This window comes from Streptomyces sp. NPDC021562 (genome assembly GCF_040640875.1).
GTDB lineage: Bacteria > Actinomycetota > Actinomycetes > Streptomycetales > Streptomycetaceae > Streptomyces.
This window is the reverse complement of sequence record NZ_JBFACN010000001.1, coordinates 353,690-375,897: the sequence shown is the minus strand read 5'-3', so window position 1 is coordinate 375,897 and position 22,208 is coordinate 353,690. Positions and strand designations below refer to the sequence as shown.

Here is a 22,208-nt window from a genome sequence, read left to right as displayed (position 1 = left end):
CCGCCGGCCCGAGCGGTCCGGGCTCACTTCAGATGCCGGTCGAAGAACCGGGTCCCGTCCTCCAGCTCGAACCACGGGGTGCCGGTGTGGCCGCCCAGGTTGGCGTGCAGGGTCTTCTCCTTGGCGCCGAAGGTGTCGAACAGGTCCAGGGCCCGCTGCCGGGGATTGCCCTCGTCGTCCCACTGCAGCAGGACCAGCAGCGGAACGGTGACCTGCCGGGCCTCCGTGCGCTGGGCACGGGGCACGTAACCGCCGGCGAAGAACCCGGCGGCCGCGATGCGCGGTTCGGTCACCGCGAGCCGGATGCCGAGGGCCGTCCACCCCGAGTACCCGACCCGACCGCTGATCCCGGGCAGCGCCAGGAGGGCGTCCAGGGCGGCCCGCCAGTCCGGGGCCGCGTTCTCGACCAGCGGGCCGACGAACGACTCGAAGATCTCGTCGACCGGCTCACCGGCCCGCAGCGCCCGGCGGAGGTCGGCGCGGGCCTGCTCGTCGGCGGCGGAACGGGGCCGGTCACCGCACCCGGCGGCGTCGATGGAAGCGACCGCGTAGCCGCACGACGCGGTGTGGCGGGCCCGGGCCACCAGCCGGGGTTCCCCCTTGGGCAGGCCGTTGTTGTGGGCCATCAGGACGAGCGGGGCCGGCGCGGCGGAGCCGGGCGTCCACAGGGTGCCGGGGATCTCGCCGAGGATGAACTCGCGTTCGAGGACGCCGTCGTCGAGGCGTCGTTCGGAAATGAAGCGCATGGTCGTGCCTTTCGGGAGTGCGCTGGAACGGCGCTCCCGGACGACCTACCGCCCGACCGTGACCCCGGAGGGGAGCACCCATGTCGATACTGCGTTCACGGGTACCACCTCCTCGTTCTCTCGCACGGCCACCCGAAAGGTAGCAGTGGCCGTGGGGCTCCTCCCACCGGTTTTCCGGGGACCGGGTGCCGAAGGGCCGAATGGGTACTCTCGCTGACACGACGTCACCCGGAGGGACCCCCCAACAGGCGCCATCTCATATCTGAGATAACCTCTGTCTCATGTCAGACGACTACCTCGTACGCATCGGCAAGCTCATCCGTGACGCCCGGCAACACCGCGGCTGGACACAGGCACAGCTCGCGGAGGCGCTCGGCACCAGTCAGAGCGCTGTCAACCGCATCGAACGCGGCAATCAAAACATCAGCCTTGAGATGATCGCCCGAATCGGTGAAGCCCTGGACAGCGAGATCGTCTCCCTGGGCTACGCGGGCCCGATGCATCTGCGGGTGGTCGGCGGCCGACGGCTGTCCGGTGCGATCGACGTGAAGACCAGCAAGAACGCGTGCGTGGCCCTGCTGTGCGCCTCGCTCCTCAACAAGGGACGCACGGTGCTGCGCCGGGTGGCCCGCATCGAGGAGGTGTACCGCCTCCTGGAGGTGCTCAACTCCATCGGCGTGCGCACCCGATGGATCAACGACGGGGTCGACCTGGAGCTGGTACCGCCCGCCGACCTCGACATGGCGTCCATCGACGCCGAGGCCGCCGTGCGCACCCGCTCGATCATCATGTTCTTCGGCCCGCTGCTGCACCGCATGGACCACTTCAAGCTGCCCTACGCCGGCGGCTGCGACCTCGGCACGCGGACCATCGAGCCGCACATGATCGCACTGCGCCGGTTCGGTCTGGACATCGCGGCGACCGAGGGCCAGTACCACGCGCAGGTGGACCGCTCGATCCGCCCCGACCGGCCGATCGTGCTGACCGAGCGCGGCGACACGGTGACCGAGAACGCGCTGCTCGCCGCCGCCCGGCACGACGGGGTCACCGTCATCCGCAACGCGTCCTCCAACTACATGGTCCAGGACCTCTGCTTCTTCCTGGAGACGCTCGGGGTGCGGGTCGAGGGCATCGGCACCACCACCCTGACCGTGCACGGCGTCCCGAACATCGACGTGGACGTGGACTACTACCCCTCCGAGGACCCGGTCGAGGCGATGAGCCTGCTGGCCGCCGCGGTGGTGACGGAGTCGGAGCTGACCGTGCGCCGGGTGCCGATCGAGTTCCTGGAGATCGAGCTGGCGGTCCTGGAGGAGATGGGCCTCGACCACGACCGCAGTGCCGAGTACTTCGCGGACAACGGCCGTACCCGCCTGACCGACCTGACGGTCCGGCCCTCCAAGCTGGAGGCGCCGATCGACAAGATCCACCCGATGCCGTTCCCCGGTCTGAACATCGACAACGTCCCCTTCTTCGCCGCCATCGCCGCGGTCGCCCAGGGCAAGACGCTGATCCACGACTGGGTCTACGACAACCGCGCCATCTACCTCACCGACCTCAACCGCCTCGGCGGCCGCCTCCAGCTCCTCGACCCGCACCGGGTCCTGGTGGAGGGCCCGACCCGCTGGCGCGCCGCCGAGATGATGTGCCCGCCGGCCCTGCGCCCCGCCGTCGTCGTCCTGCTCGCGATGATGGCCGCCGAGGGCACCTCGGTCCTGCGCAACGTGTACGTCATCAACCGCGGTTACGAGGACCTCGCCGAACGCCTGAACTCGATCGGCGCCCAGATCGAGACGTTCCGCGACATCTGACGAGGCAGTGACCGGGGATCGGGGTGCGCACAAGGCCCCGGTCCTCGGGAACACACACGGACCTGTCCGAGCGCCTGGACTCATACCCGGTCGGTGTCGGTCTTGGCCTCCTCTCCCAGGGAATCGGCGATCTCGGCCGCCGCCGAACGGCCGTAGGCTTTGTCGATCGAAGCGAGGAGTTCGCTCCACACGAACCCGTACTCCTGTGAGCCGACCGAACCAAGGACGGTGGTGGCGAGCGCACAACCGAGTTGGGACGCACGTTCGTATGACAGCCCATGGCACCACCCCGCCAGGAAGCCGGCACGGAAGGCGTCCCCCACACCGGTCGGATCCACGACCGTCCGAGCGGGAACAGCCGGGATCGCCGTCCGGGTGCCGTCGGCCGTGTGCACCAGAACCCCATCAGTGCCCCGGGTGACTAGCCACGCTCCGACCCTGGCGAGGACCTCCTCCTGCGACCAGCCCGTCCGTCGCAGGAGGAGGGCGCTCTCGTACTCGTTCGTGAAGAGCAGGGACGCGCCCGCCACCAGGTCTCGCGTCTGCCGTGGGGTGAGCCGCGCCAACTGCTGGGAGGGGTCGGCCGCCACGGCGATGCCGAGGCGATGGGCGGTCGCGGTGTGCCGCAGCATCGCGGAAGGGGTGTCCGCACCGACGAGCAGCAGGTCGAGGCCGCCCGTACGTGTCTGGACCTCGCCGAGGTCGATCAAAGACGCCTCGGCCATGGCGCCCGCGTAGAAGGTGGCGATCTGGTTCTGGTCGAGATCGGTTGTGCAGACGAATCGAGCGGTGTGGAGCGACTCGCTGATGCGGACCGACCCCATGTCGACGCCCGATGCAGTCAGTCGGCGAGCATGGTCCGCGAAGTCGGCACCCGCGGCACCGATCAGCACCGGACGCAACCCGAGCCGGCCGAGGCCGAACGCGATGTTGGCCGCGACGCCGCCCTGACGGACGTCCAGTCGGTCCGCGAGGAAGGACAGCGAGATCCGGTTCAGACGCTCACTCAGCAACTGCTCGGTGAACCGCCCCGGGAAGACCATCAGGTGGTCGGTGGCGATGGAGCCGGACACGGCGATGCGCACCGGCCGCCGCGGACCGACGCCCCAGGAGGACATGGGGTGGCCGACGGTCATGCTCACAGCCCGGCGGCCTTGCGCAGGGCGTCCACCCGGTCGGTCCTCTCCCAGGTGAACTCGGGAAGCTCGCGGCCGAAGTGGCCGTACGCCGCGGTCTGCGCGTAGATCGGGCGGAGCAGGTCGAGGTCACGGATGATGGCGGCCGGACGCAGGTCGAAGACCTCGTCGATCGCCTTCTCGATCTTCTCGTGGTCGACCTTGGCGGTGCCGAAGGTCTCCACGAACAGACCCACCGGCTCGGCCTTGCCGATCGCGTACGCGACCTGGACCTCGCAGCGGGCGGCCAGCCCCGCGGCGACCACGTTCTTGGCGACCCAGCGCATCGCGTACGCGGCCGAGCGGTCGACCTTGGACGGGTCCTTGCCCGAGAACGCACCGCCACCGTGGCGGGCCATGCCGCCGTAGGTGTCGATGATGATCTTGCGGCCGGTCAGACCCGCGTCGCCCATCGGGCCGCCGATCTCGAAACGGCCGGTCGGGTTGACCAGCAGCCGGTAGTTCTCGGTGTCCAGCTTGATGCCGTCCTCGAGCAGCGCCTTCAGCTCCGCCTCCACCACGAACTCGCGGATGTCGGGGGCGAGCAGCGACTCCAGGTCGATGTCCGAGGCGTGCTGGCTGGAGACCACGACCGTGTCGAGACGGACGGCCTTGTCGCCGTCGTACTCGATGGTGACCTGGGTCTTGCCGTCGGGGCGCAGGTAGGGGATGGTGCCGTTCTTGCGGACCTCGGACAGGCGCTTGGACAGGCGGTGCGCCAGGAAGATCGGCAGCGGCATCAGCGTCGGCGTCTCGTCCGTCGCGTAGCCGAACATCAGGCCCTGGTCGCCGGCGCCCTGCTTGTCGAGTTCGTCCTCGTCACCCTCGACCCGCTTCTCGTAGGCCGTGTCCACACCCTGGGCGATGTCGGGGGACTGCGCGCCGATCGAGACCGAGACGCCACAGGAGGCGCCGTCGAAGCCCTTCTTCGACGAGTCGTAACCGATCTCGAGGATCTTGTTGCGGACCAGCGTCGCGATGTCCGCGTACGTCTTGGTCGTGACCTCGCCGGCGACGTGCACGAGGCCGGTGGTGATCAGCGTCTCGACGGCGACCCGGGAGGTCGGGTCCTCACGCAGAAGCGCGTCGAGAATGGTGTCGCTGATCTGGTCAGCGATCTTGTCGGGGTGACCCTCGGTCACGGACTCCGAGGTGAACAGGCGACGGGACACAACGCTCCCTGGGGTTGCAGCGGCTGCTGGCTGATCATGGGCGGACGACACGGGGGCTGCACCCGGGCGTCGTCCGAGAACAGTTTATCGGTCGCACTCTGCCGCCGGCCCACCTGTCTCGACACTCGGGAGTGCTGTGACCTGCGGCACGGGCATTCTGCCCAATGGCCGGCGGCCTTGGCCAGAGCCACCGTGCCTGAATGCGACCTTGCGGGAAGTTGACAAATGGCCGGAAAAAGTTAACCCAAACGGGCCGCCGCCAGATCCCACACCACGTCGGCGAGCGCCTCCTTGGGCCCGTGCGGCACCGGTGTCTCGCTGCCGTCGGCACCGAGCACCACGGCCTCGTTCTCCTCGGAACCGAAGGTCTTGCGCTCCCCCACCTCGTTCACCACGAGCAGGTCGCAGCCCTTGCGGGCGAGCTTGGCGCGGCCGTTGGCGAGGACGTCGTCGGTCTCGGCGGCGAAGCCGACGATCACCTGTCCGGGCCGCGCCCGGTCGGCCGAGATCTCCGCGAGGATGTCCGGATTCCGCACCAGCACGATCGGCTCGGGCTCCTGGCCGTCCTTCTTCTTGATCTTTCCGGCCGCGTAGACCGCGGGCCGGAAGTCGGCGACGGCCGCGGCCATCACCACGGCGTCGGCGTCCGCGGCGGCCTTCAGCACGGCCTCGCGCAGCTGGACGGCGGTGCCGACCGGGACGACGTCCACGCCCGCCGGGTCGGGCAGGCCCGTGGTGTTCGCGGCGACCAGGGTCACCCGGGCGCCCCGGGCGGCGGCCGTGCGGGCGAGGGCGTAGCCCTGCTTGCCCGAGGAGCGGTTGCCGAGGAAGCGGACGGGGTCGAGGGGCTCCCGGGTGCCGCCGGCGGAGACGACGACGTGGCGGCCCTTCAGGTCGGGCTCGGTGGCGCCCCGGGCCAGGACCCGGCGGCAGACCTCGAAGATCTCCCCCGGGTCGGGCAGCCGGCCCTTGCCGGTGTCGACGCCGGTGAGCCGGCCGACCGCGGGTTCGACGACGACCGCGCCGCGGCGGCGCAGCGTGGCCACGTTCTCCTGGGTGGCCGGATGCTCCCACATCTCGGTGTGCATCGCGGGGGCGAAGACGACCGGGCAGCGCGCCGTGAGCAGGGTGTTGGTGAGCAGGTCGTCGGCGAGGCCGTGGGCCGCCCTGGCGAGCGTGTCCGCGGTGGCGGGGGCGACGACGACGAGATCGGCGTGCTGGCCGATCCGGACGTGCGGGACCTCCTCGACGTGGTCCCAGACCTCGGTGGAGACGGGGTTGCCGGAGAGCGCGGACCAGGTGGCGGCGCCGACGAAGTGCAGCGCGGAGGCGGTGGGGACGACCCGGACGTCGTGACCCGACTCGGTGAACCTTCTCAGCAGCTCACAGGCCTTGTACGCGGCGATGCCGCCACTGACCCCCAGCACGACCTTCGGCTTGCTCACCGGGCCTCCATTCGACGACTCCACTCGACGGCTCCACGCGTTCGCGACGAACTCATGACTCCATGACACACCACAGGCCCGGCAGCGTGACTGCCGGGCCTGTGGATAAGTCAACCGCAATACGAAAGTACTACTGCGCCGGGCCTTCGATGGCCTCGGACGTCAGCAGACCCGCGTTGATCTCGCGCAGGGCGATGGAGAGCGGCTTCTCGTGGACGTGGGTGTCGACGAGCGGACCGACGTACTCGAGGAGGCCCTCGCCGAGCTGCGAGTAGTACGCGTTGATCTGACGGGCCCGCTTGGCCGCGTAGATCACGAGGCTGTACTTCGAGTCGGTGGCCTCGAGGAGCTCGTCGATCGGAGGGTTGATGATGCCCTCGGGCGCGGTGATGGAAGAGGACACGCTCTGCCTTCCGATGGATGGGAAAGATTCAGTCTGAATGATCAGCGACGATCACACAACGTCCATCAAGGCTAGCAGCTCGCGCGCCACGTCCTCGACGGAGGTGTTGACCAGGGTCTCGTCGAACTCCGGCTCCGCCGCGAGTTCGACCTTGGCCGCGTCCAGCCGTCGCTCGATCACCTCGGGCGCCTCGGTGCCGCGCCCGGTGAGCCTGCGCACCAGCTCCTCCCAGGAGGGCGGGGCCAGGAACACCAGCCGGCCCTCGGGCATGGTCTCGCGGACCTGCCGGGCGCCCTGGAGGTCGATCTCCAGGAGGACCGGCACACCGGATTCCAGGTGCTCCAGTACGGCGGCGCGCGGCGTGCCGTAGCGGTTGCCCGCGAACTCGGCCCACTCCAGGAGTTCGCCGTTGGCGATCAGCTTGTCCATCTCCTCGTCGGAGACGAAGAAGTAGTGGACCCCGTGCTTCTCACCGGGGCGGGGCTTGCGGGTGGTGGCCGACACCGAGAGCCAGACCTCGGGGTGAGCCTTGCGCATATGGGCGACGACCGTGCTCTTGCCGACCCCGGAGGGGCCGGAGAGCACGGTCAGTCGCGGACGTACGTCCGGGGGCTCGGGGGTCGTCCCCCGGAATGTTGCAGCCATGCAGCGATTATTCCAGCAATCGCGGGTCGCCCGGGACGGCCCTCCCGGGCGGCTCGGCGATCAGGAGCCGGTGCTGCCGAACTCGCGCTCCAGGGAGGCGATCTGGTTGGACCCGAGGCCACGCACGCGGCGGCTCTCGGAGATCCCGAGACGCTCCATGATCTGCTTGGCGCGGACCTTGCCCACGCCCGGCAGGGACTCGAGCAGGGCGGAGACCTTCATCTTGCCGATGACGTCGTTTTCCTGGCCCTGCTTGATGACCTCGTGAAGAGAGGCGCCGGAGTGCTTGAGTCGATTCTTGACCTCGGCCCGCTCCCGGCGAGCCGCGGCGGCCTTTTCGAGCGCGGCTGCGCGCTGTTCAGGGGTAAGGGGCGGAAGAGCCACGCCTACGTCACCTCGGATGTCGAACTGTCGGATACGGACCGGTGAGGAACCTAGTCGCCCCACACCTGGGGAGCTACGAGCAACACGCTTGCCCGTGGACTCTGCTCGGAGACTAGCGGGCAAGTCCGCCGGAGTCAGCGAGAACAGCGGAAAAGTCCTGGTCAGCCTCCGTCAGGCCAGACATTTCAGACATACTGCCCTGGATTTGAGGATGTATTCACGTTCGGGCCGCCGCCGAAGCGCCCGCCGGGGCGCTTCGCGGAGGAGTCACCGACCTGCGACGACGTGCTGGATCTCACCCGCGAACCGCTCCGCGGCCGCCCGCAGGGCACCGACGTCGGGACCGTGACGCAAAACACCTCGGCTCACGTTTGGGACCACGTTGCGCACGGCCGCCCCGAAGACCGTGGGCAGGTCGGCCGCCGTCGCCCCCTGCGCGCCGACCCCGGGCGCGAGGAGCGGACCGTTGATGTCGAGGTCGTACGACGACAGGTCGCCGACCGTGGCGCCCACCACGGCGCCGAAGGAGCCCAGCGGCTCCTCCCCCGCGTTCTCGGCGGCGAGGTGGGCCAGCATGGTCGCGCCGACCGTGCGTCCGTCACCGCGGACCGCGTGCTGCACCTCGGGCCCCTCCGGGTTGGAGGTGAGCGCCAGCACGAACAGGCCGGCGCCGCTCTCCCGGGCCAGGGCGACGGCCGGGCTGAGCGAGCCGTAGCCGAGGTACGGCGAGACGGTCAGGGCGTCCGAGAACAGCGGGGCGTCCTTGCCGAGGAAGGCCTCCGCGTAGCCGGCCATGGTGGAGCCGATGTCACCGCGCTTGGCGTCCATCACGACCAGCGTCCCGGCCGCCCGCGCCTCCTGCACCACCCGCTCCAGGACGGCCACCCCGCGCGAGCCGAACCGCTCGAAGAACGCGCTCTGCGGCTTCATGACGGCGACCCGGTCGGCCACCGCCTCGACGACCGTGCGGCTGAACCGCTCCAGGCCCGCCACGTCGTCGTTCAGACCCCACTCGGACAGCAGCGAGGCGTGCGGGTCGATGCCGACGCAGAGCGGACCGCGCTCGTCCATGGCGCGGCGCAGCCGCGCGCCGAAGGGCTCCAGGGGGCTCATGCCGTCTTCCTCACGTCGGCGCCGACCGCGTCGGCGAGGCTGGCGTACGGGCTGGTGCGCAGGCGCGCCGCGAGGCCCTTGTGGATGGCGCGCGCCCAGAAGGGCCCCTCGTAGACGAAGGCGCTGTAGCCCTGGACCAGCGTGGCGCCGGCCAGGATGCGCTGCCAGGCGTCCTCGGCGTTCTCCACGCCGCCGACGCCGACCAGGGTGATCCGGTCGCCCACGCGCGCGTAGAGGCGCCGCAGCACCTCCAGGGAGCGCGCCTTCAGCGGCGCCCCGGAGAGCCCGCCGGTCTCCTTCACCAGGGCCGGGTCGGACCGCAGCCCCAGCCCGTCGCGCGCGATGGTGGTGTTGGTCGCGATGATCCCGTCCAGGCCCAGCTCCACGGCCAGGTCGGCGACGGCGTCCACGTCCTCGTCGGCGAGATCCGGCGCGATCTTCACCAGCAGCGGGACCCTGCGGTGGGCCACGACCCGGTCGGCGGCCTCGCGGACGGCGCTCAGCAGCGGCCTGAGCGCCTCGGTGGCCTGGAGGTCGCGCAGCCCCGGCGTGTTCGGCGACGAGACGTTCACGACCAGGTAGTCCGCGTAGGGCGCGAGTCGCTCGGCGGACTTCACGTAGTCGCCGACCGCCTCGGCCTCCGGGACGACCTTGGTCTTGCCGATGTTGACGCCCACGACGGTCCTGAAGACGGGCTCCCGGGTCGCGAGCCGGGCGGCGACGGTCAGTGAGCCGTCGTTGTTGAAGCCCATGCGGTTGATCAGCGCCCGGTCGGCGACCAGCCGGAACAGCCGCTTCCTGGGGTTGCCGGGCTGCGCCTCCCCGGTGACCGTGCCGATCTCGACGTGGTCGAAGCCGAGCATCGACATCCCGTCGATCGCCACGGCGTTCTTGTCGAACCCGGCCGCGAGCCCGAACGGCCCGTGCATCCGCAGCCCGAAGGCCTCGGTGCGCAGTTCCTTGTGGCGCGGCGCGAGCGCGGCGGCGACGAAGGTCCGCAGCACGGGGATGCGGGCGACGAGCCGGATCCACCGGAAGGCGAGGTGGTGGGCCGCCTCGGGATCCATTCGGCGGAAGACGAGCTGGAAGAAGATCTTGTACATCGATGTCCTCACACGAAGGGGGGACGCCGTTTCCGGAGTCCCCCCTCAGCCGAGCGCCCCGAAGGGGCGCGGGGAACTGCGCGACCAGCCACGAAGCGGCCCGCAGCCTCACTACGACCCTGTCAGTCCCGCGCGGCGATCAGCCTCTCCGCGTGCTCCTGGAGCGACCGCACGCCCACGTCGCCGTGGTTCAGCGCGTCGATCCCCTGGACGGCCGCGGCCAGTGCCTGCACGGTGGTCAGGCACGGCACCGAGCGGGCCACCGCCGCGGTCCGGATCTCGTAGCCGTCCAGGCGACCGCCGGTGCCGTAGGGGGTGTTGACGATGAGGTCGACGTCGCCGTCGTGGATGAGCTGGACGATGGTCTTCTCGCCGTTGGGCCCGGTCCCCTCGGACTGCTTGCGCACGACGGTGGCGTTGATGCCGTTGCGCTTGAGGACCTCGGCGGTGCCGGAGGTGGCGAGGAGTTCGAAGCCGTGGGCGACCAGCTCCCGGGCCGGGAAGATCATCGACCGCTTGTCGCGGTTGGCGACCGAGATGAAGGCGCGGCCCTTGGTCGGCAGCGGCCCGTACGCTCCGGCCTGGGACTTGGCGTAGGCGGTGCCGAAGACGGAGTCGATGCCCATGACCTCGCCGGTGGAGCGCATCTCCGGGCCCAGCACGGTGTCCACGCCACGGCCCTGGATGTCGCGGAACCGCGACCAGGGCATGACCGCTTCCTTGACGGAGATCGGCGCGTCGAAGGGCAGCTCGCCGCCGTCGCCGCGGGCGGGCAGCAGGCCCTCGGCACGCAGTTCGGCGACGGTGGCGCCCAGTGAGATCCGGGCGGCGGCCTTGGCCAGCGGCACCGCGGTCGCCTTCGAGGTGAAGGGGACCGTGCGGGAGGCGCGCGGGTTGGCTTCCAGGACGTAGAGGATGTCCCCGGCCATCGCGAACTGGATGTTGATCAGGCCGCGCACGCCGACGCCGCGGGCGATGGCCTCGGTGGAGGCGCGCAGCCGCTTGATGTCGAAGCCGCCCAGCGTGATCGGGGGCAGCGCGCAGGCCGAGTCACCGGAGTGGATGCCGGCTTCCTCGATGTGCTCCATGACGCCGCCGAGGTAGAGCTCCTGGCCGTCGTAGAGGGCGTCGACGTCGATCTCGATGGCGTCGTCGAGGAACCGGTCGACCAGGACGGGGCGGGTGGGGCTGATCTCGGTGGACTCGGCGATGTACGCCGCCAGCCGGGTCTCGTCGTAGACGATCTCCATGCCGCGTCCGCCCAGCACGTAGGAGGGGCGCACCAGCACCGGGTAGCCGATCTCGTCGGCGATGGCCTTGGCCTCGGTGAAGGTGGTGGCCGTGCCGTGCTTGGGGGCCGGCAGGCCCGCCTCGGCCAGCACCCGCCCGAAGGCGCCCCGGTCCTCGGCCGCGTGGATCGCCTCCGGGGACGTGCCCACGATCGGCACGCCGTTGTCCTTCAGCGCCTGCGACAGACCCAGCGGGGTCTGCCCGCCCAGCTGCACGACCACGCCCGCGACCGGGCCGGCCTGCTGCTCGGCGTGGACGATCTCCAGGACGTCCTCCAGGGTGAGCGGCTCGAAGTACAGCCGGTCGGAGGTGTCGTAGTCGGTGGAGACGGTCTCCGGGTTGCAGTTGACCATCACGGTCTCGTAGCCCGCGTCCGACAGGGCGAAGGAGGCGTGCACGCACGAGTAGTCGAACTCGATGCCCTGGCCGATCCGGTTCGGGCCGGAGCCCAAGATGATGACGGCCGGCTTCTCGCGCGGCGCGACCTCGCTCTCCTCGTCGTAGGAGGAGTAGAAGTACGGCGTCTTCGCGGCGAACTCGGCAGCGCAGGTGTCGACCGTCTTGTAGACCGGGCGCACCCCCAGCGCGTGGCGCACCTCCCGCACGACGTCCTCGCGCAGTCCCCGGATCTCGGCGATCTGCTGGTCGGAGAAGCCGTGCCGCTTGGCCTCGGCCAGCAGGCCGGCGCTCAGCTCGGCGGCCTGGGCCAGCTCGTCGGCGATCTCCTTGATCAGGAACAGCTGGTCCACGAACCACGGGTCGATCTTCGTGTACGCGAAGACCTCCTCGGGGGTGGCGCCCGCGCGGATGGCCTGCATGACGGTGTTGATCCGGCCGTCGGTGGGCCGCACCGCCTCGTGCAGCAGCGCCTGCTTGTCGCCCGGCTCGCCGACGAAGGTGAACTGGCTGCCCTTCTTCTCCAGCGAGCGCAGCGCCTTCTGGAAGGCCTCGGTGAAGTTCCGGCCGATGGCCATGGCCTCGCCGACCGACTTCATGGTGGTGGTCAGCGTCGAGTCCGCCTGCGGGAACTTCTCGAACGCGAACCGCGGGGCCTTGACGACCACGTAGTCGAGCGTGGGCTCGAAGGAGGCCGGGGTCTCCTGCGTGATGTCGTTCGGGATCTCGTCCAGGGTGTAGCCGACGGCGAGCTTCGCGGCGATCTTGGCGATCGGGAAGCCGGTCGCCTTGGAGGCCAGCGCCGAGGACCGCGACACCCGCGGGTTCATCTCGATGACGATGACCCGGCCGTCCTCGGGGTTCACCGCGAACTGGATGTTGCAGCCGCCCGTGTCCACACCGACCTCGCGGATCACGGCGATGCCGATGTCCCGCAGGATCTGGTATTCGCGGTCGGTCAGCGTCATGGCCGGGGCCACGGTGATCGAGTCACCGGTGTGCACGCCCATGGGGTCGAAGTTCTCGATGGAGCACACGACCACGACGTTGTCGTGCTTGTCGCGCATCAGCTCCAGCTCGTACTCCTTCCACCCCAGGATGGACTCCTCCAGGAGCACCTCGGTGGTCGGCGACAGCGTCAGGCCCTGACCGGCGATCCGGCGCAGCTCCTCCTCGTCGTGCGCGAAACCGGAACCGGCCCCGCCCATCGTGAACGAGGGACGCACCACGACCGGGTAGCCGCCGCCGAGCTCCTCCACGCCCGCGAGGACCTCGTCCATGGTGTGGCAGATGACCGAGCGGGCCGACTCGCCGTGCCCGATCTTCTTGCGGACCTCCTCCACGACCTCCTTGAACAGGTCGCGGTCCTCACCCTTGTGGATGGCCTCGACGTTGGCGCCGATCAGCTCGACACCGTACTTGGCCAGGACACCGTTCTCGTCGAGCGAGATCGCGGTGTTCAGGGCCGTCTGGCCGCCCAGGGTGGGCAGCAGCGCGTCGGGACGCTCCTTCGCGATGATCTTCTCGACGAACTCCGGCGTGATCGGCTCGACATAGGTCGCGTCGGCGATCTCCGGGTCGGTCATGATCGTCGCCGGGTTGGAGTTGACCAGGATGACCCGCAGACCCTCGGCGCGCAGCACACGGCAGGCCTGGGTACCGGAGTAGTCGAACTCGGCGGCCTGGCCGATGACGATCGGGCCGGAGCCGATGACCAGGACGGACTGGATATCGGTGCGCTTAGGCACGCTGGCCCTCCATCGAAACGGTGCTCATCAAAGACGTGAAGCGGTCGAACAGGTAGGCGGCGTCGTGCGGGCCCGCTGCCGCTTCGGGGTGGTACTGGACGGAGAAGGCCGGCTGGTCGAGCAGCTGCAGGCCCTCCACGACGTCGTCGTTCAGGCAGACGTGCGAGACCTCGGCGCGGCCGAACCTCGTCTCGCTGACCTTGTCGAGCGGCGCGTCCACGGCGAACCCGTGGTTGTGCGCGGTGACCTCGACCTTGCCGGTCGTGCGGTCCTGGACCGGCTGGTTGATGCCCCGGTGGCCGTACTTCAGCTTGTAGGTGCCGAAGCCCAGCGCGCGGCCGAGGATCTGGTTTCCGAAGCAGATGCCGAAGAGCGGGGTCTTCCGCTCCAGGACGGCGGTCATCAGGGCCACCGGGCCGTCGGCCGTGGCGGGGTCGCCGGGGCCGTTGGAGAAGAACACCCCGTCCGGGGAGACGGCGTAGACGTCCTCCACCGTGGCGGTCGCCGGCAGCACGTGCACCTCGATGCCCCGCTCGGCCATCCGCTGCGGGGTCATGCCCTTGATGCCGAGGTCGATGGCGGCGACGGTGAATCGCTTCTCCCCGACGGCCGGGACGACGTACGCCTCCTTGGTGGCGACCTCCTCGTAGAGGCTGGCGCCCTTCATGTGCGGCTGGGCCTGCACGCGCTCGACCAGCTCGGCGTCGGGGGCGATCGCCTCGCCGGAGAAGATGCCCGATCGCATGGAGCCGCGCTCGCGCAGGTGGCGGGTGAGGGCGCGGGTGTCGATCCCGGAGATGCCGACCACGCCCTGCGCCACCAGTTCCGCGTCCAGCGAACGCTTGGCGCGCCAGTTGGAGGGCACGCGCGCGGGGTCGCGCACGACGTAGCCGGAGACCCAGATGCGGCGGGACTCGTCGTCCTCGTCGTTCCACCCCGTGTTGCCGATCTGGGGGGCGGTGGCGACCACGATCTGGCGGTCGTAGGAGGGGTCGGTGAGGGTCTCCTGGTAGCCGGTCATGCCGGTGGAGAACACGGCCTCGCCGAAGGTCTCCCCCACGGCCCCGTAGGCGCGGCCGCGGAAGATCCGGCCGTCCTCCAGGACGAGTACGGCGGGAGCCTTGCCGGTTCCCCTTGTGGAGGTCGTCATCGTTCGGCGCCTTCCGTGCTGTTGGTTTTGATCATGGAGTTGATGGCGTCGACCCACTCGGTGTGCTCGGCCGCGTGGTCGGAGCGGAAACCGGAGTCGATCAGCTTGTCGCCGTGCGCCCAGGTCACCACGAGGAGTCCGCCCTCGGTGAGGACCTTGCCCGCGATGCCCTTGCCCAGCAGGGCCTCGCGGAGCGCGTCGGCGGGGATGAAGAAGTCGCTCGCCCCGGGGCGTACGACGTCCAGGCCCGCGTCGGTGAGGGTGAGCTCGGCCCGGCTGCGGGAGCCGAGGCCTTGGGCCACGATGCGGTCCAGCCACTGCCCGGCGGTGGTGGAGCCGTGGTAGCGGCCGCTCATGGTCAGTCTCACGGCACCGGGGTCGTCCGGCGCGCTGGGCAGCGCGGGCAGGTCGCCCTGGAGGGTGCCGCGCCATTTCCAGCCCTCGCGCATGAGCCAGTAGACGAGCGCGACGAAGAGCGCCAGGCCGACCAGCCAGCCGATGCGCGCGGCCCAGTCGGTGACCGCGGCCGACTTCTTCTCGTCTGCCAGCAGGATGAGAGGTGTCACGTGAGCTTCCCGTCCACGAGCGTCGCCTTGCCCCGCAGCCACGTGTGGGTGACACGGCCCGGCAGCTCGCGTCCCTCGTACGGGGTGTTGCGGCTGCGCGAGGCGAAGCCCGCGGGGTCCACGAGGCCACGGTATTCCGTGTCGACGAGGGTGAGGTTGGCGGGCTCACCAGCCGAGACGGGACGGCCGTGGCCGGTGGCCCGACCGATGCGCGCGGGCGTGACGGACATCCGGTCGGCGACGCCGGCCCAGGTCAGCAGGCCCGTGTCCACCATCGTCTCCTGGACCACGGACAGGGCGGTCTCCAGGCCCACCATCCCCATGGCGGCCGCGGCCCACTCGCAGTCCTTGTCCTCGTGCGGGTGCGGGGCGTGGTCGGTGGCGACGATGTCGATCGTGCCGTCGGCGAGGGCCTCGCGCAGCGCCAGCACGTCGCGCTCGGTGCGCAGCGGCGGGTTGACCTTGTAGACCGGGTTGTAGGACCGCACCAGTTCGTCGGTGAGGAGCAGGTGGTGCGGGGTGACCTCGGCGGTGACGTCGATGCCCCGGGCCTTGGCCCAGCGGACGATCTCGACGGATCCCGCGGTCGACAGGTGGCAGATGTGGACGCGGGAGCCGACGTGCTCGGCGAGCAGCACGTCGCGCGCGATGATCGACTCCTCGGCGACGGCGGGCCAGCCGCCCAGGCCCAGCTCCGCCGAGACGACGCCCTCGTTCATCTGGGCGCCCTCGGTCAGCCGGGGCTCCTGCGCGTGCTGGGCGACCACGCCGCCGAAGGCCTTCACGTACTCCAGCGCGCGGCGCATGATCACGGCGTCGTCGACGCACTTGCCGTCGTCGGAGAAGACGGTGACCCCGGCGGCCGACTCGTGCATGGCGCCCAGTTCGGCGAGCTTCCTGCCCTCCAGGCCGACGGTGACGGCGCCGATGGGCTGGACGTCGCAGTAGCCGTGCTCCCGGCCGAGCCGGTAGACCTGCTCGACCACGCCGGCGGTGTCGGCGACCGGGAAGGTGTTGGCCATGGCGAAGACGGCCGTGTAGCCGCCGCTCGCCGCCGCGCGGGTGCCGGTGAGGACCGTCTCGGAGTCCTCGCGCCCCGGCTCGCGCAGGTGTGTGTGCAGGTCGACCAGGCCCGGCAGCAGCACCTTGCCCGCCGCCTCGACGACCTCCGCGCCCTCGGCGGACAGACCGGCGCCGACCGCCTCGACGACCTCGCCGTCGATCAGGACGTCCTGCGGCTCACCGCCGAGCACCTTCGCACCACGGATCAGGATCTTGCTCATGGGGTTACTTCTCCTCGGTGGTGCGGGCATGGCTGACGGCGGGTTCGTTGCCGCCGAGCAGGAGGTACAGGACGGCCATCCGGATGGAGACGCCGTTGGCGACCTGCTCGACCACGGTGCAGCGCTCGGAGTCGGCGACCTCGGCGGTGATCTCCATGCCGCGGACCATCGGGCCGGGGTGCATCACGATGGCGTGTTCGGGCATCCTCGCCATCCGGTCGCCGTCGAGGCCGTAGCGCCGCGAGTACTCGCGCTCGGTGGGGAAGAACGCGGCGTTCATCCGCTCGCGCTGCACGCGCAGCATCATCACCGCGTCGGACTTGGGCAGGACGGCGTCGAGGTCGTAGGACACCTCGCAGGGCCAGTGTTCGACGCCGACCGGCACCAGGGTGGGCGGGGCGACCAGGGTGACCTCGGCGCCCAGGGTGTGCAGCAGGTCGACGTTGGAGCGGGCGACCCGGCTGTGCAGCACGTCGCCGACGAGCGTGATGCGCTTGCCGGCCAGGTCCTGGCCGAGCCCGGCGTCCCGGCCGACGAGCCGGCGGCGCATGGTGAAGGCGTCCAGGAGGGCCTGGGTGGGGTGCTGGTGGGTGCCGTCGCCCGCGTTGATGACAGCGGCGTCGATCCAGCCGGAGTTGGCGAGGCGGTAGGGAGCGCCCGAGGCGCCGTGCCGGATGACGACGGCGTCGACGCCCATGGCCTCCAGGGTCTGGGCGGTGTCCTTCAGGGACTCGCCCTTGGAGACGCTCGACCCCTTGGCGGTGAAGTTGATGACGTCGGCGGAGAGGCGCTTCTCGGCGGCTTCGAAGGAGATCCGGGTGCGGGTCGAGTCCTCGAAGAAGAGGTTGACGACGGTGCGGCCGCGCAGGGTCGGCAGTTTCTTGATCGGCCGGTCGGCGACCCGGGCCATCTCCTCGGCGGTGTCGAGGATCAGGACGGCGTCGTCGCGGGTGAGGTCGGCGGCCGAGATGAGATGACGCTGCATCTGTCAGGCTCCGTAGGGCAGTTCACATATCGGGAGATTGCGGGCGGACCTGGGCGCGCCGGACCGGCGCGACACCCTGGGTCCGCTACTGGGCCGGCTTGGCGCCGAGCAGCACGGTGTCGCGACCGTCCTCCTCGGCGAGCAGGACCTTGACCGTCTCCCGCAACGACGTGGGGAGGTTCTTGCCGACATAGTCGGCGCGGATGGGCAGTTCGCGGTGGCCGCGGTCGACGAGGACCGCGAGCTGGACCGCGCGCGGGCGCCCGATGTCGTTCAGGGCGTCGAGGGCGGCACGGATGGTGCGGCCCGAGAAGAGCACGTCGTCGACGAGGACGACCAGCCTGCCGTCGATGCCGTCGCCGGGGATCTCGGTGCGGGCCAGCGCGCGCGGGGGGTGCATGCGCAGGTCGTCGCGGTACATGGTGATGTCGAGCGAGCCGACGGGGATCTTGCGGTCGGTGACCTGCTCCAGTTTGGCGGCGAGCCGCCGGGCGAGGAAGACGCCACGGGTCGGGATGCCGAGGAGCACCACGTCGTCGGCGCCCTTGGCGCGCTCGACGATCTCGTGGGCGATGCGGGTCAGCACCCGCGCGATGTCGGGCCCTTCGAGAACGGGCCGGGCATCGGACGCCTGAAGATCAGGCTTTACCTGCTTGTCCATACGAAACGGACCTCCTTCTCCGCCTCACGGGACGGACCTTAAAGGACGTCGGATTTGCGCCATCCACCGTAGCAGGTGACGCAGAGCCCCCCGATCACCCCCTTGGCGTAATCGGTCGTGGCTCGCACGGAAGAGTCGGTGCGGACCATTCGGCTTGACGCGGGAGAGTAACGCTGCGTAACCTCACAGTGAGTTACCAGCCGCGCGGCGGGAACCAAGCCGGCCGCGTCGACAGTGTCCGGGGAGCCATATGTCCAGCGAATACGCCAAACAGCTCGGGGCCAAGCTCCGGGCCATCCGCACCCAGCAGGGCCTATCCCTCCACGGTGTCGAGGAGAAGTCCCAGGGTCGCTGGAAGGCCGTCGTGGTCGGTTCGTACGAGCGCGGCGACCGTGCCGTGACCGTGCAGCGCCTTGCCGAGCTGGCGGATTTCTACGGGGTCCCGGTGCAGGAGCTGCTGCCCGGCACCACTCCCGGCGGTGCCGCCGAGCCCCCGCCGAAGCTGGTCCTCGACCTGGAGCGGCTGGCCACCGTGCCGGCCGAGAAGGCGGGCCCGTTGCAGCGGTACGCGGCGACGATCCAGTCCCAGCGCGGTGACTACAACGGCAAGGTGCTGTCGATCCGCCAGGACGACCTGCGCACACTGGCCGTCATCTACGACCAGTCGCCCTCGGTCCTCACCGAGCAGCTGATCAGCTGGGGAGTCCTCGACGCGGACGCCCGTCGCGCGGTGGCCACCCACGAGGACGCCTGACCCGCACCACACCTGAGCAGAAACGTGCCGCCGGGATGGCCGGAACCAGCTGGTTCCGACCGACCCGGCGGTGCTTTTTCAGCCCCACACGGCCCGCAGCCGCCCCGCACGGCATCCCCTGGCCCATGGGGCGCACAGCACGCCGGAGGGCCTGCAGCAAGCACGCTGCAGGCCCTCCGGTGTTTCGTCGGCTCACGCCTCGCGGCGCAGCGACGGCTTCAGCTCCTTCAGGCGTCCGAGGAGCCCGTTCACGAACGCCGGTGACTCGTCCGTCGAGAACTCCTTGGCCATCTGCACCATCTCGTCGAGAACGACGGCGTCCGGCGTCTCGTCGGCCCAGATCAGCTCGTAGGCGCCCAGGCGCAGGATGTTGCGGTCCACGACCGGCATCCGGTCGAGGGTCCAGCCCACCGAGTACTGGGCGATCAGCTCGTCGATACGCGTGGCGTGTTCCGCGTAGCCCTCGACCAGCTGCATCGTGTACTCGCTGACCGGCGGCTGCCGGGTGTCGGTCCGGGACAGCCGGACCCAGTCCGCGAGCACGGTCAGGACGTCGGCCCCGCGCTGGTCGCCCTCGAAGAGGATCTGGAAGGCGCGCTTGCGGGCCGTGTTGCGGGCAGCCACGGTTAGCCGTTCACCCGGCCGAGGTAGTCGCTGGTGCGGGTGTCGACCTTGATCTTCTCACCGGTGGTGATGAAGAGCGGGACCTGGATCTGGTGGCCGGTCTCCAGCGTGGCGGGCTTGGTGCCGCCGGTGGAGCGGTCGCCCTGGACGCCGGGCTCGGTCTCCTGGATGGTCAGCTCGACGGCGGCGGGCAGCTCGACGAAGAGCACCTCGCCCTCGTGCTGGGCGACGACGGCCGTGAAGCCCTCGATCAGGAAGTTCGCGGCGTCGCCGACGGTCTTCCGGTCGATGTGCAGCTGGTCGTACGTGTCCATGTCCATGAAGACGAAGTACTCGCCGTCCATGTACGAGAACTGCATGTCGCGCTTGTCGACAGTGGCCGTCTCGACCTTGACGCCGGCGTTGAAGGTCTTGTCGACGACCTTGCCGGACAGCACGTTCTTGAGCTTGGTGCGCACGAAGGCGGGGCCCTTGCCGGGCTTGACGTGCTGGAACTCGACGACGGACCAGAGCTGGCCGCCTTCGAGCTTGAGCACCAGGCCGTTCTTGAGGTCGTTCGTGGAAGCCACGGTTGCGGAATCTCCTGGACTGACGTGGACGACCCCGGCGCACGCACCTTCCCTATAGTGCGAGCAGCTCCTTGGTCGTGATGGTGAGTAGCTCGGGTCCGCCGTCCGCCTCGGGGCGGACGACGAGCGTGTCATCGATCCGGACACCGCCCCGGCCCGGGAGGTGGACCCCCGGTTCGACGGTGACCGGCACGCAAGCGTCCAGTTTACCCATGGCCGCGGGAGCGAGCTGCGGGTCCTCGTCGATTTCGAGTCCGACGCCGTGTCCCGTCAGGGGTTGCAGGCCTTCGGAGTGGCCCGCGGAGTCCAGTACCTGGCGGGCCGCGCGGTCCACGTCCCGGCAGGCGGCGCCCGGCACGAGGCTCTCCCGGGCGGCCCGCTGGGCGGCGAAGACCAGGTCGTAGAGCTCGATCTGCCAGTCCGCGGGCGAGGTGCCGATGACGAAGGTGCGACCGATCTCGCAGCGGTAGCCCCGGTAGGTGGCGCCGAGGCAGACGGAGAGGAAGTCGCCCTCCTCGACCCGCCGGTCGGTGGGGCGGTGACCGCGGCGGCCGGAGTTCGGACCGGTGGCCACCGAGGTCGGGAAGGCGCGGCCGTCGGCGCCGTGGTCGACGAGGCGGCGCTCCAGCTCCAGGGCGAGGTGCCGTTCGGTACGGCCGACGAGGATCGACTCCAGCAGTTCGCCGAGGGCCTGGTCGGCGATCTCGGCGCCGATGCGCAGGCAGGAGATCTCCTCCTCGTCCTTGACGACCCGGAGCTGCTCGACGGCGCTGCCCAGGTCGGCCAGGCGCAGCCGCGGGGCGACCGAGGCGAGGGCGCGGTGCCGGGCCACGGTGAGGTGGTGCTCCTCGACGGCGAGGGCGTCGGCGCCCTGGGCGGCGGCCAGGCCGCCGGCGGCCACGACGGGGTCGCCGCCCGGGCCTTCCAGGAGGTGCGGGCGCAGGGAGTCGTCGGCGCGGGCCTCGGTGGGGCGGTCGTCCGGCGGGCCCGGACTCACCAGGAGGTCCTCGTGTCTCCCCAGCAGCAGGACGGAGCCGTGCGGGGCGGCGCCGGCGAGGTACCTCACGTTGGCGGGGCGCGAGACCAGCGCGCAGGCGCTGCCGCTGGCCTGGCAGCGGTCCCTCAGGCGGGTTCGGCGGGCGGCGTACACCTCGGACATGACACGAGCGTAGGAGTGATGGGCGGATTGTGCCGGTCGGGAGGGCCGAGTGGGGTGCGTCCTCGGGTGCGGGCCGGTGGGGCTGGTCGCGCGGTTCCTCGCGCCCCTGAGTGTCTCCGCTCGACCCCGGTCACCAGTTCGGGGGGCTCGCTATCGCCCTGGCCAGCACCTCGTCCAGAACGCGGGCCGTGGTCGGCACGTCCAGCTGGGAGTTGTCGATGATCGGGAGGCCCGAGCCGTACCAGCCGGCCATGCGGCCGTGGATGCGGGCCACCTCCTCGTCGGTGAGGCGGCGGTTTCCCGAGCGTTCCGCGTTGCGCTCCAGGACGATGTCGAGGCCGGGCAGGAGGACGACCGGCAGGAGCCCGGGGCCGACGTGGCGCTTCCAGCCGCCGAGGCCGACGACCGGGCGGTCCGGGAAGACCGCGTCGTCGAGGATGCACGAGATGCCGTTGGCCAGGAAGTTGCGCGCGGCGAAGCCGCAGGTGCGGCGGGCGAGGCGGTACTGGGCCTCGGAGTTGTCGTTCCAGCCGGACTGGGGGTCGGCGAAGCCGGAGCGGACCCACTCGCGGACGTCGTCGAGGCTGATGTGGGCCGTGGGGACCCGGCGGTGGTCCGCCCAGTACTTGGCCACGCTGGTCTTGCCCGCCCCGGCCGGGCCGATGAGGAGGACGGCCAGGGTGGTGGCGGCGAGGTCGGGCGTGGTGGCCGCGGCCGGCGGTGCGGTCGGGATGCCGACCGGAGCGCCCGGCGGCAGCGAGACGTGGCCCGTGGCATCGGGCGACGGTGGGGCCGTGGGCAGCGGCGGGACCGTGGGCGGTGGCGGGGCGGCCGGCGGCGGCACGGGTGCGGGGCCCTGGGGTGCTCCCGGATGGTGTGCGGCCGGCTGCCAGCCGGTCGGTTCCTGCCCCGGCCGATGGGGCGGCGGCAGCGGAGATCCCACTGCGTGCTGCATCCGGTGCCACTCCGTCTCGTCATGTGCGGCTGCGCTCGTTACCGAACGGTACCGCCCCCGGTCGTCGTTCG

Annotated in this window: 21 protein-coding genes; 2 read left to right on the top strand and 19 right to left on the bottom strand. The window is 70.5% G+C overall.

The window, feature by feature from the left end; genetic code table 11:
- Positions 1–23: 23 nt before the first annotated feature.
- A complete protein-coding gene (locus AB0G52_RS01780; RefSeq protein ID WP_132890156.1) occupies positions 24–746 on the bottom strand; it encodes an alpha/beta hydrolase in 723 nt (240 codons plus the stop codon).
- A gap of 281 nt (positions 747–1,027) precedes the next feature.
- Here AB0G52_RS01780 and AB0G52_RS01775 point away from each other — a divergent pair, with 281 nt between their 5' ends.
- Positions 1,028–2,557 carry a UDP-N-acetylglucosamine 1-carboxyvinyltransferase gene (locus tag AB0G52_RS01775; protein ID WP_132890157.1) on the top strand — a complete coding sequence of 510 codons (1,530 nt, stop codon included), beginning with the start codon at positions 1,028–1,030 and terminating at the stop codon, positions 2,555–2,557.
- Positions 2,558–2,637: 80 nt separating this feature from the next.
- On the opposite strand, the gene AB0G52_RS01770 is transcribed toward AB0G52_RS01775, so the two are convergent.
- The 14 genes from AB0G52_RS01770 to pyrR all read right to left on the bottom strand — a co-directional run bounded on the left by AB0G52_RS01770 (position 2,638) and on the right by pyrR (position 18,076).
- On the bottom strand, positions 2,638–3,642 hold the full coding sequence (locus AB0G52_RS01770) for a carbohydrate kinase family protein (protein ID WP_132890191.1): 1,005 nt from the start codon (positions 3,640–3,642) through the stop codon (positions 2,638–2,640).
- Between the two features lie 53 nt (positions 3,643–3,695).
- A complete protein-coding gene (metK, locus tag AB0G52_RS01765; RefSeq protein WP_361332735.1) occupies positions 3,696–4,904 on the bottom strand; it encodes a methionine adenosyltransferase in 1,209 nt (402 codons plus the stop codon).
- Between the two features lie 239 nt (positions 4,905–5,143).
- A complete protein-coding gene (gene coaBC / locus AB0G52_RS01760; RefSeq protein ID WP_207921739.1) occupies positions 5,144–6,349 on the bottom strand; it encodes a bifunctional phosphopantothenoylcysteine decarboxylase/phosphopantothenate--cysteine ligase CoaBC in 1,206 nt (401 codons plus the stop codon).
- A gap of 130 nt (positions 6,350–6,479) precedes the next feature.
- Positions 6,480–6,752 carry a DNA-directed RNA polymerase subunit omega gene (gene rpoZ, locus AB0G52_RS01755; protein ID WP_005319902.1) on the bottom strand — a complete coding sequence of 91 codons (273 nt, stop codon included), beginning with the start codon at positions 6,750–6,752 and terminating at the stop codon, positions 6,480–6,482.
- A gap of 51 nt (positions 6,753–6,803) precedes the next feature.
- The gene (gene gmk / locus AB0G52_RS01750; protein ID WP_132889293.1) at positions 6,804–7,397 is read right to left on the bottom strand and encodes a guanylate kinase; all 594 of its coding nucleotides are present in this window, start codon (positions 7,395–7,397) and stop codon (positions 6,804–6,806) included.
- Positions 7,398–7,457: 60 nt separating this feature from the next.
- Entirely contained in the window at positions 7,458–7,781 is a 324-nt protein-coding gene (locus tag AB0G52_RS01745; protein WP_003977346.1) for an integration host factor, read from the bottom strand.
- A 267-nt stretch (positions 7,782–8,048) separates the two neighbouring features.
- On the bottom strand, positions 8,049–8,894 hold the full coding sequence (gene pyrF, locus AB0G52_RS01740; RefSeq protein WP_165939382.1) for an orotidine-5'-phosphate decarboxylase: 846 nt from the start codon (positions 8,892–8,894) through the stop codon (positions 8,049–8,051).
- On the bottom strand, positions 8,891–9,997 hold the full coding sequence (locus AB0G52_RS01735) for a quinone-dependent dihydroorotate dehydrogenase (RefSeq protein ID WP_132889292.1): 1,107 nt from the start codon (positions 9,995–9,997) through the stop codon (positions 8,891–8,893). The genes pyrF and AB0G52_RS01735 overlap by 4 nt, the downstream gene beginning before the upstream one ends.
- A gap of 122 nt (positions 9,998–10,119) precedes the next feature.
- On the bottom strand, positions 10,120–13,431 hold the full coding sequence (gene carB / locus AB0G52_RS01730; protein ID WP_361332730.1) for a carbamoyl-phosphate synthase large subunit: 3,312 nt from the start codon (positions 13,429–13,431) through the stop codon (positions 10,120–10,122).
- Positions 13,424–14,581, bottom strand: a complete 1,158-nt coding sequence (carA, locus tag AB0G52_RS01725) for a glutamine-hydrolyzing carbamoyl-phosphate synthase small subunit (protein WP_132889290.1) — start codon at positions 14,579–14,581, stop codon at positions 13,424–13,426. Before carA ends, carB begins: the two co-directional genes overlap by 8 nt.
- Positions 14,578–15,147: a hypothetical protein gene (locus tag AB0G52_RS01720; protein ID WP_132889289.1), complete on the bottom strand. Its 570-nt coding sequence runs from the start codon at positions 15,145–15,147 to the stop codon at positions 14,578–14,580. Before AB0G52_RS01720 ends, carA begins: the two co-directional genes overlap by 4 nt.
- Positions 15,144–16,430 carry a dihydroorotase gene (locus AB0G52_RS01715; protein ID WP_361332725.1) on the bottom strand — a complete coding sequence of 429 codons (1,287 nt, stop codon included), beginning with the start codon at positions 16,428–16,430 and terminating at the stop codon, positions 15,144–15,146. The genes AB0G52_RS01720 and AB0G52_RS01715 overlap by 4 nt, the downstream gene beginning before the upstream one ends.
- 4 nt (positions 16,431–16,434) lie before the next feature.
- A complete protein-coding gene (locus AB0G52_RS01710; RefSeq protein WP_132889287.1) occupies positions 16,435–17,415 on the bottom strand; it encodes an aspartate carbamoyltransferase catalytic subunit in 981 nt (326 codons plus the stop codon).
- Between the two features lie 85 nt (positions 17,416–17,500).
- Positions 17,501–18,076: a bifunctional pyr operon transcriptional regulator/uracil phosphoribosyltransferase PyrR gene (pyrR, locus tag AB0G52_RS01705; RefSeq protein ID WP_132889286.1), complete on the bottom strand. Its 576-nt coding sequence runs from the start codon at positions 18,074–18,076 to the stop codon at positions 17,501–17,503.
- A 250-nt stretch (positions 18,077–18,326) separates the two neighbouring features.
- On the opposite strand from pyrR, the gene bldD reads away from it, so the two are divergent.
- Complete coding sequence (gene bldD / locus AB0G52_RS01700; protein WP_020938842.1) at positions 18,327–18,830, top strand: transcriptional regulator BldD; 504 nt, start codon at positions 18,327–18,329, stop codon at positions 18,828–18,830.
- Between the two features lie 192 nt (positions 18,831–19,022).
- On the opposite strand, the gene nusB is transcribed toward bldD, so the two are convergent.
- From nusB to AB0G52_RS01680, 4 genes are all read right to left on the bottom strand, one after another.
- Entirely contained in the window at positions 19,023–19,454 is a 432-nt protein-coding gene (gene nusB / locus AB0G52_RS01695; RefSeq protein ID WP_132889285.1) for a transcription antitermination factor NusB, read from the bottom strand.
- Positions 19,455–19,456: 2 nt separating this feature from the next.
- Positions 19,457–20,023: an elongation factor P gene (gene efp / locus AB0G52_RS01690; protein WP_132889284.1), complete on the bottom strand. Its 567-nt coding sequence runs from the start codon at positions 20,021–20,023 to the stop codon at positions 19,457–19,459.
- 52 nt (positions 20,024–20,075) lie between these two features.
- Positions 20,076–21,182 carry an aminopeptidase P family protein gene (locus tag AB0G52_RS01685; RefSeq protein ID WP_132889283.1) on the bottom strand — a complete coding sequence of 369 codons (1,107 nt, stop codon included), beginning with the start codon at positions 21,180–21,182 and terminating at the stop codon, positions 20,076–20,078.
- A 130-nt stretch (positions 21,183–21,312) separates the two neighbouring features.
- A complete protein-coding gene (locus AB0G52_RS01680) occupies positions 21,313–22,137 on the bottom strand; it encodes a Pro-rich N-terminal domain-containing protein (RefSeq protein WP_361332719.1) in 825 nt (274 codons plus the stop codon).
- Positions 22,138–22,208: the final 71 nt, after the last annotated feature.